This window comes from Clostridium simiarum, from assembly GCF_018919175.1.
In the GTDB taxonomy this organism is placed as follows: domain Bacteria; phylum Bacillota; class Clostridia; order Clostridiales; family Clostridiaceae; genus Clostridium_L; species Clostridium_L simiarum.
The window spans coordinates 935,979-952,723 of sequence record NZ_JAHLQL010000001.1; the positions used below are offsets into that span (position 1 = coordinate 935,979).

18 protein-coding genes are annotated in these 16,745 nt (G+C 30.6%); 1 reads left to right on the top strand and 17 read right to left on the bottom strand.

Going from position 1 to position 16,745, the window contains the following annotated elements:
- Nucleotides 1-10 precede the first annotated feature (10 nt).
- Entirely contained in the window at nucleotides 11-1,078 is a 1,068-nt protein-coding gene (locus tag KQI89_RS04490) for a CotS family spore coat protein (protein ID WP_032121912.1), read from the top strand.
- A 40-nt stretch (nucleotides 1,079-1,118) separates the two neighbouring features.
- On the opposite strand, the gene ppdK is transcribed toward KQI89_RS04490, so the two are convergent.
- The 17 genes from ppdK to prmA form a co-directional block, all read right to left on the bottom strand.
- Nucleotides 1,119-3,746 carry a pyruvate, phosphate dikinase gene (gene ppdK / locus KQI89_RS04495; RefSeq protein WP_032121913.1) on the bottom strand — a complete coding sequence of 876 codons (2,628 nt, stop codon included), beginning with the start codon at nucleotides 3,744-3,746 and terminating at the stop codon, nucleotides 1,119-1,121.
- Between the two features lie 78 nt (nucleotides 3,747-3,824).
- Complete coding sequence (gene ccpN, locus KQI89_RS04500) at nucleotides 3,825-4,463, bottom strand: transcriptional regulator CcpN (protein WP_032121914.1); 639 nt, start codon at nucleotides 4,461-4,463, stop codon at nucleotides 3,825-3,827.
- Nucleotides 4,464-4,623: 160 nt separating this feature from the next.
- Nucleotides 4,624-5,199 (bottom strand): DUF4342 domain-containing protein, encoded by a 576-nt coding sequence (locus KQI89_RS04505; protein WP_216456076.1) that lies wholly within the window; start codon nucleotides 5,197-5,199, stop codon nucleotides 4,624-4,626.
- 5 nt (nucleotides 5,200-5,204) lie between these two features.
- Nucleotides 5,205-5,978 (bottom strand): DNA repair protein RecO, encoded by a 774-nt coding sequence (gene recO, locus KQI89_RS04510; RefSeq protein WP_343216325.1) that lies wholly within the window; start codon nucleotides 5,976-5,978, stop codon nucleotides 5,205-5,207.
- Between the two features lie 30 nt (nucleotides 5,979-6,008).
- Nucleotides 6,009-6,899 (bottom strand): GTPase Era, encoded by an 891-nt coding sequence (gene era / locus KQI89_RS04515; RefSeq protein ID WP_216456077.1) that lies wholly within the window; start codon nucleotides 6,897-6,899, stop codon nucleotides 6,009-6,011.
- A gap of 9 nt (nucleotides 6,900-6,908) precedes the next feature.
- Nucleotides 6,909-7,310, bottom strand: coding sequence for a cytidine deaminase (locus KQI89_RS04520; RefSeq protein ID WP_216456078.1), 402 nt, complete (start codon nucleotides 7,308-7,310; stop codon nucleotides 6,909-6,911).
- A gap of 165 nt (nucleotides 7,311-7,475) precedes the next feature.
- A complete protein-coding gene (locus KQI89_RS04525) occupies nucleotides 7,476-8,174 on the bottom strand; it encodes a diacylglycerol kinase (RefSeq protein WP_032121918.1) in 699 nt (232 codons plus the stop codon).
- 139 nt (nucleotides 8,175-8,313) lie between these two features.
- Nucleotides 8,314-8,814 (bottom strand): rRNA maturation RNase YbeY, encoded by a 501-nt coding sequence (gene ybeY, locus KQI89_RS04530; protein WP_216456079.1) that lies wholly within the window; start codon nucleotides 8,812-8,814, stop codon nucleotides 8,314-8,316.
- Between the two features lie 2 nt (nucleotides 8,815-8,816).
- Nucleotides 8,817-10,883, bottom strand: a complete 2,067-nt coding sequence (locus tag KQI89_RS04535; RefSeq protein WP_032121920.1) for an HD family phosphohydrolase — start codon at nucleotides 10,881-10,883, stop codon at nucleotides 8,817-8,819.
- A 33-nt stretch (nucleotides 10,884-10,916) separates the two neighbouring features.
- Entirely contained in the window at nucleotides 10,917-12,053 is a 1,137-nt protein-coding gene (gene yqfD, locus KQI89_RS04540) for a sporulation protein YqfD (protein WP_216456080.1), read from the bottom strand.
- Nucleotides 12,046-12,330 (bottom strand): sporulation protein YqfC, encoded by a 285-nt coding sequence (gene yqfC / locus KQI89_RS04545; RefSeq protein WP_032121921.1) that lies wholly within the window; start codon nucleotides 12,328-12,330, stop codon nucleotides 12,046-12,048. Before yqfC ends, yqfD begins: the two co-directional genes overlap by 8 nt.
- A gap of 168 nt (nucleotides 12,331-12,498) precedes the next feature.
- On the bottom strand, nucleotides 12,499-12,948 hold the full coding sequence (locus KQI89_RS04550; RefSeq protein ID WP_032121922.1) for a GatB/YqeY domain-containing protein: 450 nt from the start codon (nucleotides 12,946-12,948) through the stop codon (nucleotides 12,499-12,501).
- Nucleotides 12,949-12,973: 25 nt separating this feature from the next.
- Entirely contained in the window at nucleotides 12,974-13,150 is a 177-nt protein-coding gene (gene rpsU / locus KQI89_RS04555; RefSeq protein ID WP_032121923.1) for a 30S ribosomal protein S21, read from the bottom strand.
- Nucleotides 13,151-13,270: 120 nt separating this feature from the next.
- On the bottom strand, nucleotides 13,271-13,615 hold the full coding sequence (locus tag KQI89_RS04560; RefSeq protein WP_216456081.1) for a histidine triad nucleotide-binding protein: 345 nt from the start codon (nucleotides 13,613-13,615) through the stop codon (nucleotides 13,271-13,273).
- Between the two features lie 12 nt (nucleotides 13,616-13,627).
- Entirely contained in the window at nucleotides 13,628-14,935 is a 1,308-nt protein-coding gene (gene mtaB, locus KQI89_RS04565; protein WP_216456082.1) for a tRNA (N(6)-L-threonylcarbamoyladenosine(37)-C(2))-methylthiotransferase MtaB, read from the bottom strand.
- On the bottom strand, nucleotides 14,935-15,684 hold the full coding sequence (locus KQI89_RS04570) for a 16S rRNA (uracil(1498)-N(3))-methyltransferase (protein WP_216456083.1): 750 nt from the start codon (nucleotides 15,682-15,684) through the stop codon (nucleotides 14,935-14,937). Before KQI89_RS04570 ends, mtaB begins: the two co-directional genes overlap by 1 nt.
- Before the next feature lie 12 nt (nucleotides 15,685-15,696).
- Nucleotides 15,697-16,638, bottom strand: a complete 942-nt coding sequence (gene prmA / locus KQI89_RS04575) for a 50S ribosomal protein L11 methyltransferase (RefSeq protein ID WP_216456084.1) — start codon at nucleotides 16,636-16,638, stop codon at nucleotides 15,697-15,699.
- Nucleotides 16,639-16,745: the final 107 nt, after the last annotated feature.

The window sequence follows — 16,745 nt, forward strand, 5'->3', positions numbered from 1 at the left end:
GAGTGTTATTATGCCTTCTCAAGCAAAAGAAGTTTCTTATAATCTATTATCTGAATATAATATAAAAAAAATAATACTTCCTCACTACGGTTTAGAAGACTATGATGTTACTCAGATTAAATTTAAAGATACAGATAAACAAAGAGCTGTTTATAAAATAGATAATGAAAAAAATGCTTATTGCTTAAAAAAAGTCTATTATGATGTAGGTGAATTATTATTTGTATATTCTGCCATAGAATGGCTATACAGAAATAATATAAAAGTCCCTAGAATCTTACCTACAAAAGAAAATGGTAGATTCGTAATGGAAAATAACATGCTGTTTATATTAACTCCTTGGATTGATGGGAATAAATGCAACTATGATAATATAGAAAATATTATAGATGCTTCTTTTAACCTATCAAAATTTCATAATGTATGTTGCGATTTTAATCCAATTAAAGGTAGTAAATATAAAGAAGCCTATGGAGATATATGCTTATCTACCCAAAAACATTTTGATCAATTACTAAACAGTTCCAATTTGGCTTTTAAATATGGAGATAAATTTTCAAAAATATTTCTTAACAATTTTGAAAGTAGCATAAAACTTGCAAAATTAGCCTTAGATGTATCTTTTAATACTAACGTGAGTAATCTTAGTATTTCTCTATGCCATGGTGATTATGTAAATAAAAATATAATATTTGATAATGCAAATAATGTTTGGACCATAGATTTTGATAAATGTAAAATTGATTATTGCGTTCATGATATCTCTTATTTTTTAAGAAGATTATTAAAAAGAGATAATACTCGCTGGGATCTAGAAATAGCCATAAGCGCTTTAAAGAGATATGAAAACGTAAGAAAACTATCTCTTGATGAATACAAATATATATTAGTATATTTGGCCTTTCCTCAAAAATATTGGAAGATATCCCGTGACTATTATAACAATATAAATAAATGTAACAAGTCATCTTTTTGTAATTTATTAAATAAATCCATCTCTAAAAATAATTATCAACTTCAATTTGCCTTTGCATTTAAAGATTATATAGAAAATAAATTTAAATGCAAAATAAATTAAAAGGACCATCCTAAAGGATAGTCCTTCATACTTTTATATATTATCTCTTGTTTTTAACTTGAGCTTGAGCAGCAGCAAGCCTTGCTAGAGGTACTCTAAATGGTGAGCAAGAAACATAGTTTAATCCTACATTGTGGCAGAATTCAACTGATGATGGATCTCCACCATGTTCTCCACATATACCAAGTTTTATTTCTGGTCTAGTCTTTCTACCTCTTTCAGCTGCAATTTCAACTAATTGACCTACTCCAGTTTGATCTAATTTAGCAAATGGATCGAATTCGTAAACTTTCTTTTCATAGTAGTCTTTTAAGAAGTTACCAGCATCATCTCTTGAGAATCCAAAAGTCATTTGTGTTAAGTCATTTGTTCCAAAAGAGAAGAATTCAGCTTCTTTAGCTATTTCATCAGCAGTTAAAGCTGCTCTTGGTATTTCTATCATTGTTCCTACCATATATTTTAGATCTACAGCTTTTTCTTTTATTATTTTATCAGCAGTAGTTGTGATTATATCTTTAACATATTTTAATTCCTTTATTTCTCCTATTAGAGGTATCATTATTTCTGGAACTATGTCAAAGCCTTTTCTTTCCTTAACTTCTATAGCTGCTTCAATAATAGCTGTTGCTTGCATTTCAGCAATTTCTGGGTAAGAAACTGCTAAACGGCATCCTCTATGTCCCATCATTGGGTTAAACTCATGTAATGATTCTATAGTTGTCTTTAAATCTTCATAAGTTAATCCCATTTCTTTTGCTAATTCTCTCACTTCATCTTCATGATGTGGTAAGAACTCATGTAGTGGTGGATCTAGAAGTCTTATAGTAACTGGTTTTCCTTCCATTGCCTCATATAAGCCAACGAAATCTTCTTTTTGCATTGGTAATAATTTTTCTAATGCTTTTCTTCTTTGTTCTTCATTTTTAGAAACTATCATTTCTCTAACTGCAGCTATTCTATCTTCTGCAAAGAACATATGCTCAGTTCTGCAAAGACCTATACCCTCTGCTCCAAATTTAACTGCTTGCTGTGCATCTTTTGGAGTATCAGCATTAGTTCTAACTTTTAATTTTCTTATTTCATCAGCCCAAGCCATAAATGTTTCAAAGTGTCCAGTTATTTCTGGTTCAACAGTGTTTATAGCTGATCCATATATATTTCCTGTACTTCCATCTATAGAAATATAATCTTCTGATGAATATACTTTTCCGTTAACTGTTAATTTTTTATTATCTTCGTCAACTTTTAACTCTCCGCATCCAGCAACGCAGCAAGTTCCCATTCCTCTAGCAACAACTGCAGCATGGGAAGTCATTCCACCTCTTACTGTTAATATACCTTCAGCAGCTATCATACCTTCTATATCTTCTGGAGAAGTTTCAAGTCTTACAAGAACAACCTTTTCTCCATTTTCATGTCTTACTTTAGCTTCTTCAGCTGTAAATGCTATTTTACCGCAAGCAGCTCCTGGTGATGCAGGAAGTCCTTTAGCTATTGGAGTAGCACTTTTTAGATCTTTGCTATCAAAAGCTGGGTGTAATAATGTATCTAATTGTTTAGGCTCAACTTTTAATATAGCTTCTTCTTTAGTTGCCATTCCTTCTTCAACAAGGTCAACAGCTATTTTAAGAGCAGCTTGAGCTGTTCTCTTACCGTTTCTTGTTTGTAAGAAGTATAGTTTTCCTTCTTCTATAGTAAACTCCATGTCTTGCATGTCTTTATAGTGATTTTCTAATGTATGAACTATATCCATAAATTGTTTGTATATTTCTGGCATATCTTGATTAAGCTTTTCTATTGGTTCTGGAGTTCTTATACCTGCGACAACGTCTTCACCTTGTGCATTCATTAAGTACTCAGCAAATATCTTATGTTCTCCAGTAGATGGGTTTCTTGAGAAAGCAACTCCTGTACCTGAAGTCTCTCCTTTGTTACCAAATACCATTTCTTGAACATTAACAGCAGTTCCCCAACTTGAAGGAATATCATTTAATCTTCTATAAACTATAGCTCTTGGGTTATCCCATGATCTAAATACAGCAAGAATTGATTCAACTAATTGAGCTTTAGGATCTGATGGGAAATCTTCACCTTTTTCTTTTTTATAATATTCTTTAAATTGTCTAACCAATTCTTTTAAATCATCAGCTGTTAAGTCTGTATCTAAATGAACACCTTTTTCTTCCTTCATCTTTTCGATTAAGGCTTCAAAGTTTTTCTTTTCTATTCCCATAACAACATCTGAGAACATTTGTATAAATCTTCTATAAGAATCATAAGCAAATCTTGGGTTGTTTGTAAGCTTTATCATAGCTTCAACGGTTTCATCATTTAGTCCAAGATTTAATATAGTATCCATCATTCCTGGCATAGAAGCTCTTGCTCCAGATCTAACTGATACTAATAACGGATTCTCTGTGCTTCCAAAGTTCTTTCCTGTTATTTTTTCAAGTTCAGTCATCTTTTGATATATCTGGTCAATAACTTCTTTAGCTATAACCTTACCATCATCATAATATTTGTTGCATGCTTCTGTTGTTACAGTAAATCCTTGTGGAACTGGTATTCCCAAGCTAGTCATTTCTGCAAGGTTAGCTCCTTTACCTCCAAGGATGTTTTTCATTGAAGCATCGCCTTCACTAAAAAGGTAAACATATTTCTTTTCCATGTTAACACTCCTTCAATTGTATAATGTATATTGAATTGTATTCTAACGGGACATTAAATGTCCCGGTTAGTATAGAACTTACTTTGATTGACCTAATTTAACAAATAGCTTTGTAATGTTTGTTTTTGAAACCTTACCAATAATTTTAAGATGTTCTCTTCCTTCTTCAAATATTCTTTCAACCACAGGTAAACTATCAATTTCATGCTCAATTATTTTTTGAGCTACCAAATAAGCACTATCTTCTTTTTCAACAAATATTATATTAGGCATTCTAGTCATAATTATGCCTACAGGAACCTTATGTATATCAGTCCCTCCAATAGCTATCTTTAAAAAATCTTTTCTAGATACGGCACCTATAAGCACTCCTTTGTTTTCTACAAATAAAGTACCTACGTCGTTTAAGAAAAGATGAATTATAGCATCATATACAGTAGTTTCTTCATTAACAACTACTGGCTTTGACATTATATCCTTTACTTTAATATCGATGATATAATCATAAATCATACTATAAGAGGGCTTTTGTGAATATATATATCCTACTTTAGGTCTTGCTTCTAAAATACCTGTCATGGTTAATATAGCAAGATCAGGCCTCAATGCAGCTCTTGTAACCCCTAAATTAGAAGCTAGAGTTTCACTGGTAATAGGCTGCCTCTCCTTCACTAATCTAATTATCTCTTCTTGTCTTGGAGTTAGCTTTATATTCATCACCCTCTATCTTATTTCCTTAAAAATATACAAAGAATAACTTCTTTTGTACATTTCAAATATATTATACACGAATTTTATCAAATAGTACACCTTAATTGTATAAATTTAAATACATTTTTGTAAATTATTCATTATATTCATTTAAATGAATTTTTTCTTACTTTTCTTCATTATTATCCATATCTTCAAACTTTACAGTATATTTATATACTGGTTCATCATTTATCTCTACTTCTTTTTCTTTGGAAAATTTATTTCTTACTGTAGAAGTTATATCATTAATCTTTTCTTTAATATCTCCAGTAAAATCACCTGTTTTACTTTTAATAACCTTATTTATAATTTCTACAGATCCATCATCCTTTGTTATCTCAATAGTTACTTTAGTTAAAACAGCTGTGGCCAATCCAATAGCTATAAGTGGTGGCCAAACTGCTGCAATTACGCCAGCAGCTATACCAGCATTTACAGGTACATCAACTAAAACCTTATCTTCTTTTCTTATTTTTATTCTGCTTATATTTCCTTTATTTATAAGATCCTTAAGCCATTGCATGAATTCATCTAAAGTAGAATATATCTTACTTTCTTTGCTTTCCATATTTTCTTCTATATAAATTAAAGTATCTACCACATTACCCTCACAAAATTCCAAAGCTTTTTTTGCTTCTGCGTAAGAAACTCCCGTTCTCTCTCTTATAATATCAATTTTTTCTAAATTTATATCTGACATATGCTTCACTCTCCTTTTATAAAATCAAGCATTTCAAGACTCTTAGGTCTTCTGGCATAATTTGATGAAATAATGGTTGAAAGAATCTCATATATTTCTTTTTTTATTTCACTGCTCAGGTTTAACCTGTAAAGTTTTTCAAAAGCTGTGGTCTTTAGAAACTTTAATGTGTTAAAAGAAGCCTTTGATAAAAAAATTGAATTTAGCTTTTGACAGTTCTCACATACTCCTCCCCCATAGGTTATATTTATGTAATTAGAGGATTGTATTTTTTTCTTACAAAGACTACAATTTTCTAATTGTAATTCATAGCCTGTGTGTTGGAGTAATCTTATTTCAAAAGCCCTTATCAAAATTTCATAATCTATAGCTCCTGTATTTAGTAAGTACATGCAAGTAACAAAAGCTTTAAAAAGCTCCCTATTGCTCTCTTCTTCTACCATGGCTATATCTATTAATTCACATATATAAGTTGCATAAGTTAACTTTTCTAAATCCCCTAATAATCCGCCAAAAGAGTTAATAACCTTAGCTTCGTTTAATGTGTATAGATTCTTCCCTCTAAATATAACATAATCACCAAAGCAAAGTTGCATAGTAGATGTCAATAGATTACTTTTATTTCTTTTAGCTCCTTTAGCAATAACTTTTATCTTTCCAAGCTTTTCTGTAAAAATATAAACAAGTTTGTCGTTTTCCTTAAAATCTTGAGCCTTTATCACTATACCGTTAGTTTTATAAATTGACAGAAAATCATCTCCCGATATTATTATTTCCACTTTAACTTATTTTATATGGCTAAGTTATAATTATTTTTTTACTTTATATCCTAGTTCCCTTAAATAATTAGGGTTATCTCTCCACTCTTTACGAACCTTTACCCATATTTTTAGGTTAACCCTTGCATTTAAAAACTTTTCTATATCCTCCCTAGCATGTTGACCTATACGCTTTAACGTCTGTCCGTTCTTACCTATGATTATACCTTTGTGAGAATCTTTCTCACAGAGCATATCCACTTCTATATGATACATACCTCTATCATCCTTCTTCATTTGTATAACATCAACAGCAATACCATGAGGAACTTCTTCATTTAATACTCTTAAAGCTTTTTCCCTTACAGCTTCAGCCACAATAAATCTTTCTTGTACATCCGTTATCATATCTGCCGGATAATATTGAGGTCCTTCTGGGATATTTTCTTTCATAAGCTCTATTAACTTATCTGTGTTTTTACCTTTCAGTGCAGATATAGGAATGATTTCTTTAAAATTAAAGTATTCGCTATAATTTTTTAAAGTTTCAGCTACATTTTCTGGAGTATTTTCATCAACTTTATTTAGTATTAAAAATACAGGAGTGGATGTGTTTTTTAGTTGTTCTAATATATAGATATCACCCTTGCCCACCTGTCCTTGAGGGGTAGTTAAAAATAAAATAAGGTCTACTTCTTTCATAGAGTCTTGGGCAGATTTCACCATGTACTCTCCGAGCTTATGTCTCGGCTTATGAAGTCCTGGAGTATCTACGAAGACTACCTGATAGTCCTCTCCTGTCATTATAGTTTGTATATTATTTCTTGTAGTTTGAGGTTTATTAGACACTATGGAAAGTTTTTCTCCCATTAAGTGATTTAATAATGTAGACTTACCTACATTAGGTCTTCCTATTATAGTTACAAATCCTGATTTAAACATTTATCCTCCTTATTTTTCAAGATCTTTTTTTGTAAAAGAACCTGGTAATATTTCATCTAAAGTCTTAATTATATAGTCTTCTTTATTTTTAATTAATATTACTGGGATATCTGCACTTTCCGCAAACTCAGTCATTACCTGTCTGCATATACCACAAGGATAAGTATGGGTATTTGGATCTCCTATTACGGCAATAGCTTTTATTTCCTTATGTCCTTCTGATAAAGCTTTAAAAATGGCAGTTCTTTCAGCACAATTAGTAGCACCAAAGGAAGCGTTTTCAATGTTACATCCAGAATATATACTGTCATCTTCCATCAAAACTGCAGCTCCTACTTTAAATTTTGAATAGGGAGCATATGCAAACTCTCTAGCTTCTATGGCAATTTCTACTAATCTATCATATTTCATAATTTATTACCTCCATATAATTTATAACTTTAAAAATCTTGTATATAAATTATAGCACTAATTATTGCTAATTCAATATATAATACTTTTTATCTTACAATTATTTTATTACTTTTTACCTTGGAAAATTATTTGTAATACTTTTATTATAAATTTTTTAATAAATTAACTGAACAATTTAAATATAAATAGCGTTAATAAAACACCGAATATAGCCCCCACTACAACCTCTGCCACAGAATGCACATCAGAATCAACCCTACTTTGAGCAACTATAATGGCTAAGAGATAACTTAAAGCCATGGATACTGGCTCCTCTGTAATCAAAGCTATTATTGTAGCAATAGAAAAAGCAAGAGTACTATGTCCGCTAGGCATTCCACCTCTTAATGGAGTTCCTTCTCCATAAATAGCCTTAACCATAAGTGTGGCTACAGAAACCATTACTAATATAATAAATACCATATAAGGATCTGACTGTTTTATTTTTATTATTATTGAAAAAGTTGCATTAGTAAGTTTATCCCAAAATGTTATATATCCTACTATTAAAGCATTAATTGCAGTAACTAATACGGCCCCTGCTGAAGTATTTTTAGCAATTTTAGCTAAGGGATGATAATAATTTGTAGTAGCATCAATTGCACTTTCCACCGCTGTATTTATAAGCTCTGCTGCAATAACCATAGTTACGGTTATTGTGATTATAAGTAACTCTATTTTAGTAAGATCATATATAAAACATGCTGCTAAAACTAACAAAGTGGCTACTAAATGTATTTTCATATTTCGTTGAGTTCTTGCAGAATATATTAGGCCTTGTATAGCATAATTAAAACTATCAATCAATTTTTTCATTTTCATATCTTCACCACCCTAATAAGTTTACATTGATTAATATACCTCGCCCACAGTGAGCGAGGCATATCATCTGAATACAATTGTAATATTAGCTATAATAGCTATGGGATAAATTAGCTGAATTAGTAAACTTACAGAGAAATCATCTTTTTATATTAAATTCTCCTAATATAAATTCTTCTCTTTCTCTCATAAAGACTTTTTCATTATCCTCCATATGATCATATCCTAAAAGATGTAGTATAGAATGAATTATAAGATATAAAACCTCTCTTTTAAAAGAGTGTCCGTAATCCACGCTCTGTTCTAAGGCCTTTTCAAGGGATATTACAATATCGCCCAAAACAAGTTCTTCTCCATCAAGATATGTTTTATCAAATTCATAGTTACTATACAGGTTTTTAAAAACTTTTCCCTTAGGATAATCTAACAATGGAAAAGACAATACATCAGTTTCTCTATCTATATATCTATGTTTTCTATTTATCTCCTTTATGGTTTCATTATCTACAAGCAATATACTTAATTCATATTTTACTAATACTTCTTCTTCTTTTAAGGCAAAATCCACAATAGATTCTATATCTTTTATAAGTTCTTCATCTACAGAAATCTTATCCTGTTCATTTTCAATGTATATCATAATTATTTCTCCTTGCTTACTTTTGTATTATCCGTAGGATATTCTATCCTCTGATGATATATGCTGTTTAATGTTTTTAAAAAGGATTTTCTAATCTTCTCTAAATCCTTTAATGTAATATCACAATCATTTAATTGGCCATCATTTAACTTATCTTTTATGATATTGTTAACCATCTCTTCTATCTTTCCTTTAGTAGGTTCACTTATGGACCTTACTGCTGCTTCAACACTATCTGCTAGCATAATTATTCCCGCTTCCTTTGTTTGAGGTATAGGTCCTGGATATCTAAAGTCTTCTTCTTTTATATCTTCTGGCTTATCACTATTGTTTTTTGCAGTGAAATAAAAATATTTTACAAGAGTATTTCCGTGATGTTGTTCAATAACATCTTGAATAGCCTTAGGTATATTATGTTCCTTAGCTAACTCTAATCCATCTTTAACATGAGAGGTTATTATTAATGTACTTAAATTTGGGGTTATTTTATCGTGAGGATTTTCTTTCCCCATTTGATTTTCTTTAAAGAAATAGGGCCTTTTAGTTTTTCCAGCATCATGATAGTAAGCAGCAATCCTGGCTAAAACCGCATTTCCCCCCACTTCTTCTGTAGCCATCTCCGCTAAATTTGCCACTAATACACTATGGTGATATGTTCCTGGTGTTTCCATTAGTATCTTTTTAAGTAGAGGATTATTTGGATTTGAAAGTTCTAATAATTTTACTGTAGTTACAATATCAAAAGTACTTTCAAATAGGGGTAAAAGTCCTATGGTTAGTATTGCAGACCCTAAAGTGGCTATGCCTACAAAGCCAGTTCTTTTTAATATTTCAATTATGTTATTGCTAAGCAAAACTCCTGTACATAAGCTTATTATCATATTTATCATGCCAATATATATTGCAGAGTAAATTATATCATTTCTTTGTTGCATTTTTCTTATAAGACTAGATCCTAATACAGCATTTAAAAGTGCCAGCATTGTGACTTCAACATTAAATCCTACATTTATACTTATTAGTATGCAACTTATTATGCTAAGAGTCATAGAAACTTTATAATTTATAAGCAATGTTATAAGCATAGGCCCCAAGGCTAAAGGTATTAAAAAAGGTGTTGCTATGCTTACACTTCTAGCTACTATTACAGATATTATATTTATTATGCTTATAAGTACCATCTTACTGGTATCCTGATAGATTTCTTTATAGTATCTATAAACGTAATACCACTGTAGGTATATTATTATAAAAATCATTACAGCCAATGTTATATAGATATACCACTCTCCAGAGGATGTATTTAGTAGCCCTAAGTCTTTTAATACTTCCAACTGACTTTCTGTTATAGGCTCTCCCTCTTTAACTACCATTTGATTCTTTTTTATTGCTACAGGAACCACATTTTTCACAGCTTGTTTTTTTAGTTCCTCTGTCTTTTCCTTATCATAGAAAAAGTTGGGTTTAATTTGAGAATTAGTTATTTGAATCCCTAGATTTCTTAAATTTTTAGATAATTTATAAGTACCAATCTTATCAACTACATATTCCTGAGATCTTTTAACATCTTCAGATTTCCCTTCTTCAATTCTTCCCTCATAAACTTCATTTAGGGTTTCTAATATAACATTTTGAAGGTTTTTTAAGTCCTCTTTTGAAAGCTTTACTATAGTGACTAAATCTTCTTCTGCTACTAAAATCGTTGCCTCAGATTTTAATGTTTCTATAATCTCATTTTCTGTTTTACCAGCATCTTTTAATGAATTTATCTTATTAAAAAATATTCTAACATTATCTAATGCCTGCTTCTTAACTTCTGGTTTTTGATTAAACTGAAGTTCCACTTCTTCTTGAGCTTGCTTTTCCCTTGCTAAAGTTGCAATTTTATCTATAACTTCTTTACTAGCTTTAATATTTTCCCTTGCTATATCTCCTACTTGAAGATTATATTTTTTAGTTATGAAAGAAGTTAATGAAACAAAATATATTACAAGAAAGGTAAGGGCAAAAATTGCAGCTCGTTTATATTTAAAAATGCTTCTAACTTTAGTATTCTTATCATTGGACATGTTTATTCCACCTTTTCATTTTATAGAAGTATATTACTGCAGAATCTGTTTTAAAGAAATATTTTGTTCTACTATAAAAACTATATTCATATTTAATGTGTCCTCTTCTATGCTCTTATTTACTATATTATCTAATACTTTAGCTTCTATAGGTAGTTCTTTTTTTAATTCTTTTTTAAGTTCTTCCACAGACTCTTGTATTACCTTATCTTCATCCTTTTCAAAATCAATCTCTTTTAATTCATAGTATATAACTTTTTTAATAAAATTTCCACCTTCTTCAGCTATTTCCCACTGTTTATATCCATGTTCTTCCTTTTTGAAATATAATTTTTTACCAAATAACTCTAAATAAACATGTTCTCTACTATTACCGGTTCTTTCTTTTACTTTACCTCTTAATTTAATACTTTTAGTAAATTCATAAAAAGTTTTTGCAAGAACATCTCCTTCAGCGTTAGTAACGTAGGTAGCCCCTTCTTTACCTTGTTCAGCTTTTATAAGAAGTTGATCCTTCTTTACCAAATCTCCTGCTTTAACCAAAGGGGTACCAGAGGTAGTGTATATCCTAATTATCTCTCCATCCATTTTGGCTATTATATTATTTATGCTATTATCTTCTTTAATTATGGGGGGTGACTGTCTTTCAGCAACTTTAACCTTCATTTTTGCTCCTTCTATCCTAGCTCTAACCCACATAATATCTTCTCTCTTTTTCATCTCTTCCTCTATATTAGTTACATCTATATTTTTTTTCTTCACTCCAGGCCTTACTCCTATATCCTTTAAAGCCTGTCTCACTTCATATGGAGAAAGATATTTTTCCGTCTGTATATCAATGGACCATATAAATGTAGACATATAGTATATTAAAAATAAAAACATTATGGCTCCTAAACTCAATGTAATATACCTTTTAAGCTTAATATATAGAAAATACGCTCCTTTTCTACCTATAATTTTTATCTTTGAATTAGTCTTTTTAGAAGCTTCTTCTAAAAAATCATAATCTTTTATATCTATATAAAACCTTAGTGTAGTTATATTTATCTTTCTTATATTTCTTACCCCAGCTCCCCTATTCCATAAATAATTTATCACCCTCTCAGGTATAAGAGATTGAACTTCTACTTCTATTGTACCATTATAGTACTTTGAAAATTTACTCATTTCCTTCATACACCACCGATTTAAATACTCCTCTTAAACTTAAAGTCTTCCCACCAAGAAACAGAACTTCAAAATCATTACCATATATAGTTATAGAACCTATTTTAGAACTAATCTTAACTTTATCTTCATCAAAAATAATTATGCCTTTATGATTTTCTATATTAATATCTCTATCCCCAGTAATAGTTATCTTGGGCAAATCTAAAATTATATCTCTAGGTAGATCTAATTTTTCTGATAAGTCCTCTTTTACTCTATTAATTTTATTCTCCATACTTGTCACCTCAAAATATTTCTTTCATAGTAATTTATGAGTTTTTATTTAGGTTAATGACAAATATATATTTAAAGTATGGATAGAAAAGATAAAAGCTTTCAAATTTAAAGTAAAAAAATAAAAGGATCCACTTTAGTGAATCCTTTATATTTTTTAAGTATTTTTTTAATTATTGTTTAGATAATCTTTAACAATTGAACTAACAAGTTTTCCATCAGCTCTTCCTACAACTCTAGGTTTGAGCTGAGCCATGATTTTACCCATGTCTTTTATACTATTTGCTCCTACCTCTGAAGCCGCTTCTTTAACTAATAAAAATATTTCTTCTTCGCTTAACTGCTGAGGAAGGTAACCTAACAAAATCTGAATTTCAGCCTTAGCTTTATCTACAAGATCTTGCCTGTTTCCCTTTTCAAACTCAAGCATAGCTTCTTTTCTTTGCTTGATTTCTTTAGCCAAAATTTCAATAACCTGCTCATCCTCAAGCTTAACACCGTCAGTTTTTTCAACTAAAAGTATCGCAGACCTTGCCATGCTTATTGTTTCAGCCTTTAATTTTTCCTTGGCTTTTAAAGCTTGTTTCCAGTCTTCTTGAAGTGTTTCCTTTATTGGCATTATAGTACCTTCTTTCAAAGAAATTCTATTTAAACTTTCTCTTTCTAGCAGCTTCTGACTTCTTCTTTCTTTTTACACTTGGTTTTTCGTAATGCTCTCTCTTTCTAACTTCTGAAAGCACTCCAGCTCTAGCGCATTTTCTTTTGAATCTTCTTAATGCACTGTCTAGTGTTTCATTTTCTCCAACTTTAATTTCTGACATCTATTTTCCCTCCCTCCGCTAGCTAAAATTTTATATTATAGCTTCAAAGGCCTAAATAGCACACGCTCTATTATACATTAACTTTCAGTCAAATGTCAACAATTTCATTCTAATATTATTTTAGCCTGGAGGCCAAGTCAAATCTCTTCCTCCTAATAAATGAAAATGCAGGTGTTCTACAGTTTGACCACCTTGTTCTCCACAGTTATTAACTATTCTATATCCACTATGAGCTATACCTAATTCTTTAGCAAGATTACTTGCTACAATAAAAATATGGGAAATAATCTCTGCATTTTCTTCATTTATTTCATTGGCACTTTTTATGTGAACTTTAGGTATTATTAAAACATGAACAGGAGCCTCTGGATTTATATCCCTAAATGCGTATACCTTATCATCTTCATATACCTTTGAAGAGGGGATTTCTCCTCTTATTATTTTGCAAAATATACAACTATCCACCTTATCACCTCCTTAATTTTCTATAATACCTTCAGCATAATCTCCTTTTGAGGAAAAAAGTTTTGTATCCATTATTTTACCTACAATACTATCGTCGTTATATTTAGATATAACCTTTATATAGTTTTCAGTATATCCTACATATGAGCCGCTACCTTTTGAGATTTCTTCTTCATATAAAACCTTAGCTTCTTTATTTAAAAATCTATCTATAAATTCTTTTTCATTTATTTTATTAAGTTCAATAAGCCTGTTACTTCTTATATCCTTTATATTTCCATCTAATTGATTTTCCATGGTAGCTGCTCTAGTACCTTTCCTTGGGCTAAATTTAAATATATGCATCTTTGATAATTTTATTTCTTTTAAGAAGTTGTAAGTTGTTTCAAACTCCTCTTCTGTTTCCCCTGGGAATCCTACTATAATATCTGTAGTTATGGAAACATCATCATATATGCTTCTTAATTTATTTACTATGTCCCTATAATCCTTTGAAGTATATCGTCTATTCATTCTGTTTAAAGTTTCATCACAACCACTTTGAAGGGAAAGATGGAAATGGTGACATAGCTTATTAAGTTTTTTAATCCTTTTTAATACATCTTCTGAAAAGAAAGTAGGATCTATAGAACCTATCCTCACTCTTTCTATGCCATCAACCTTCTCTATATTCTCTAAAATATCTACTAGGGTTATTTTTTCACTTAAATCTACACCGTAAGATGCTGTATGTATACCTGATAGTATTATTTCCTTAAACCCATGCTCTGATAATTTATTTATTTCTTCAAGAACCTTTTCTGGAGATTTACTACATACCCCTCCCCTAGCATAAGGAATCAAGCAATAAGAACAAAATCTATTGCACCCATCTTGAATCTTAACAAAGGCTCTTGTTCTATCTTGATATTCTTCAATATGTAAGTCTTCAAAACTATGGTTTTTAAGTACCTCGCCTACTTTTACAACCTGCTTATTCTCATCTTTTGCTCTATTTACCCAGTAAACAATTTCCCCTTTATTTCTTGTTCCTAAAACTACGTCTACACCTTCAACTCCTGCTACTTCTTTTGGAGATATCTGCGAGTAACATCCTACTACCGCTATTATAGATTCTGGATTTTGTCTTCTAGCTCTTCCAATTATCTGTCTAGACTTTTTATCTCCCATATTAGTTACAGTACATGTATTTATAACATAGACATCTGAATATTCGTCAAAACTTACTACACTATAACCTTCTCTTATAAACTTTTCTGCCATAGCTTCAGATTCGTATTGATTAACTCTGCAACCTAAAGTAGCAAACGCAACTTTCATTAATTAATTCCTCCTAAATCACCTAACTCATATTGTATCAATGTAGTGGCTGTAAACCCTGCAGTTTCTGTTCTTAGTATCCTAGGTCCTAAGGTTACTATCTTAGCGCCTTCTTCTTTCAATTCTTTAATTTCTTCCTTTTCAAATCCACCTTCAGGTCCTATTATTATAGCTACATTTTTGATACTTTCTATATCTAAAGATTTAACCATATCCCTTATAGTTAAATTTACCTCATCTTCATAAGGTACTACTACTAAATCCATAGTTTTTATATCTTCTATAAAACTTTTAAAATCCAATGGTTCATTAATCTTTGGTATTAAAGTTCTTTTGCTTTGTTTTGAGGCCTCTAATGCTATTCTTTGTAACCTGTCTAGCTTTTTAAATTCCCCTTTTAATTTAACATCAACCCTTGAAGTTATTATAGGTGTAATTTCTTTAATGCCTAACTCCGTATTCTTTTGAACTATTATATCCATCTTAGTAGCCTTAGGAAGTCCTTGAAATAGGTGAATATTAATAGGGCTTTCATTATTTATTTCTAACTTATCAATAAGTTTAGCCTTAACAAAACTCTTATCAATATAAGTTATCTCTCCTAAATATTCTTCCCCATTTCCATTATTTATTATTATATTTTCGCCTACATTAAGTCTTAAAACTTTATATATATGCTTTACATCTTCTCCTATTATAGTAGCTTCTTCTAAGACTATGTTTTGTGGAGATAGAAAAAACTTATGCATAACTCTCTCTCCTTATTTGGCTTTTGCAATTATACAATTCCATTCACCATCTTTGTTTACTTCTACTATTTCAAAATCTTCCTTTTGAAGTTTATCTATTACCATATCTCTTCTATCATGTATTATTCCTGAGGTAATAAATAAGCCTCCTTCTTTAAGCACCTTTTTAACATCCTCTGTTAGTAAACATATTATTTCAGCTATTATATTGGCCACAACAATATCTGCTTTTCCTTGAACCACATCTATAAGATTGCCTTCTAAAACCTCTATATTATTAAGATTATTAAACTTAATGTTTTCCCTTGCAGAATCTACTGCTACAGGATCTAAATCTACACCAACTACCTTTTTAGCTCCTAGCATAGCTGCAGCAATAGCAAGTATACCTGAACCAGTGCCTATATCAAATACATCCATGTTAGATTCCACATATTTCTCTATGGCTTCTACACACATCCTTGTGGTTTCATGAGTTCCTGTACCAAAAGCCATTCCTGGGTCCAATTCTAAAACAATTTCATCCGAAGCTTTAATGTACTCTTCCCATATAGGTTTAACAACTATGTTTGCTCCTATCTTTGTAGGTTTATAATACTTTTTCCAATTGTTTGCCCAGTCCTCTTCTTTCACCTTAGCATAGAGTACTTTACCTTCTCCAACATCTATTCCAAGACTCTTAATTTCTTCAATTCTATTTTTTATAAAACTCACAATAGTTTCAGCCTCATCTTCTATACTAAAATATCCCTTAACTACTGCTGCCTCACCTTTGTATTCTAGTATATTTATATCTGCAAAATCCCAAGTTAAAGCTCCCTGTTCTCTTTTTAATATATCATCCGGATCTTCAATAGCTACACCCTTTACATCTAGAGTATAAAAGATACCTGTAATGGGTTCTATTGCCTCACTCTTTGTTATAACCTTTACTTCTAACCAAGTTCCCTGCATATCTTTCAGTCCTTCCTTAGTATTTCCTTATTACTTTTATATATTTTACACTTTACTACTTTATATGTCCACAGGAATTTAACTTTCCTATTACTTAGTAACTATAT

What these genes read in the sequence shown, in the direction of transcription:
- KQI89_RS04520 (WP_216456078.1), bottom strand. Translation starts at nt 7,310, where the DNA reads ATGAAATATGATAGATTAGTAGAAATTGCCATAGAAGCTAGAGAGTTT.
- prmA (WP_216456084.1), bottom strand. Translation starts at nt 16,638, where the DNA reads ATGCAGGGAACTTGGTTAGAAGTAAAGGTTATAACAAAGAGTGAGGCA.
- KQI89_RS04570 (WP_216456083.1), bottom strand. Translation starts at nt 15,684, where the DNA reads ATGCATAAGTTTTTTCTATCTCCACAAAACATAGTCTTAGAAGAAGCT.
- KQI89_RS04535 (WP_032121920.1), bottom strand. Translation starts at nt 10,883, where the DNA reads ATGTCCAATGATAAGAATACTAAAGTTAGAAGCATTTTTAAATATAAA.
- ccpN (WP_032121914.1), bottom strand. Translation starts at nt 4,463, where the DNA reads ATGAATATAAAGCTAACTCCAAGACAAGAAGAGATAATTAGATTAGTG.
- KQI89_RS04525 (WP_032121918.1), bottom strand. Translation starts at nt 8,174, where the DNA reads ATGAAAATGAAAAAATTGATTGATAGTTTTAATTATGCTATACAAGGC.
- mtaB (WP_216456082.1), bottom strand. Translation starts at nt 14,935, where the DNA reads ATGAAAGTTGCGTTTGCTACTTTAGGTTGCAGAGTTAATCAATACGAA.
- KQI89_RS04505 (WP_216456076.1), bottom strand. Translation starts at nt 5,199, where the DNA reads ATGTCAGATATAAATTTAGAAAAAATTGATATTATAAGAGAGAGAACG.
- yqfC (WP_032121921.1), bottom strand. Translation starts at nt 12,330, where the DNA reads ATGGAGAATAAAATTAATAGAGTAAAAGAGGACTTATCAGAAAAATTA.
- era (WP_216456077.1), bottom strand. Translation starts at nt 6,899, where the DNA reads ATGTTTAAATCAGGATTTGTAACTATAATAGGAAGACCTAATGTAGGT.
- ybeY (WP_216456079.1), bottom strand. Translation starts at nt 8,814, where the DNA reads ATGATATACATTGAAAATGAACAGGATAAGATTTCTGTAGATGAAGAA.
- KQI89_RS04490 (WP_032121912.1), top strand. Translation starts at nt 11, where the DNA reads ATGCCTTCTCAAGCAAAAGAAGTTTCTTATAATCTATTATCTGAATAT.
- KQI89_RS04550 (WP_032121922.1), bottom strand. Translation starts at nt 12,948, where the DNA reads ATGCCAATAAAGGAAACACTTCAAGAAGACTGGAAACAAGCTTTAAAA.
- yqfD (WP_216456080.1), bottom strand. Translation starts at nt 12,053, where the DNA reads ATGAGTAAATTTTCAAAGTACTATAATGGTACAATAGAAGTAGAAGTT.
- ppdK (WP_032121913.1), bottom strand. Translation starts at nt 3,746, where the DNA reads ATGGAAAAGAAATATGTTTACCTTTTTAGTGAAGGCGATGCTTCAATG.
- rpsU (WP_032121923.1), bottom strand. Translation starts at nt 13,150, where the DNA reads ATGTCAGAAATTAAAGTTGGAGAAAATGAAACACTAGACAGTGCATTA.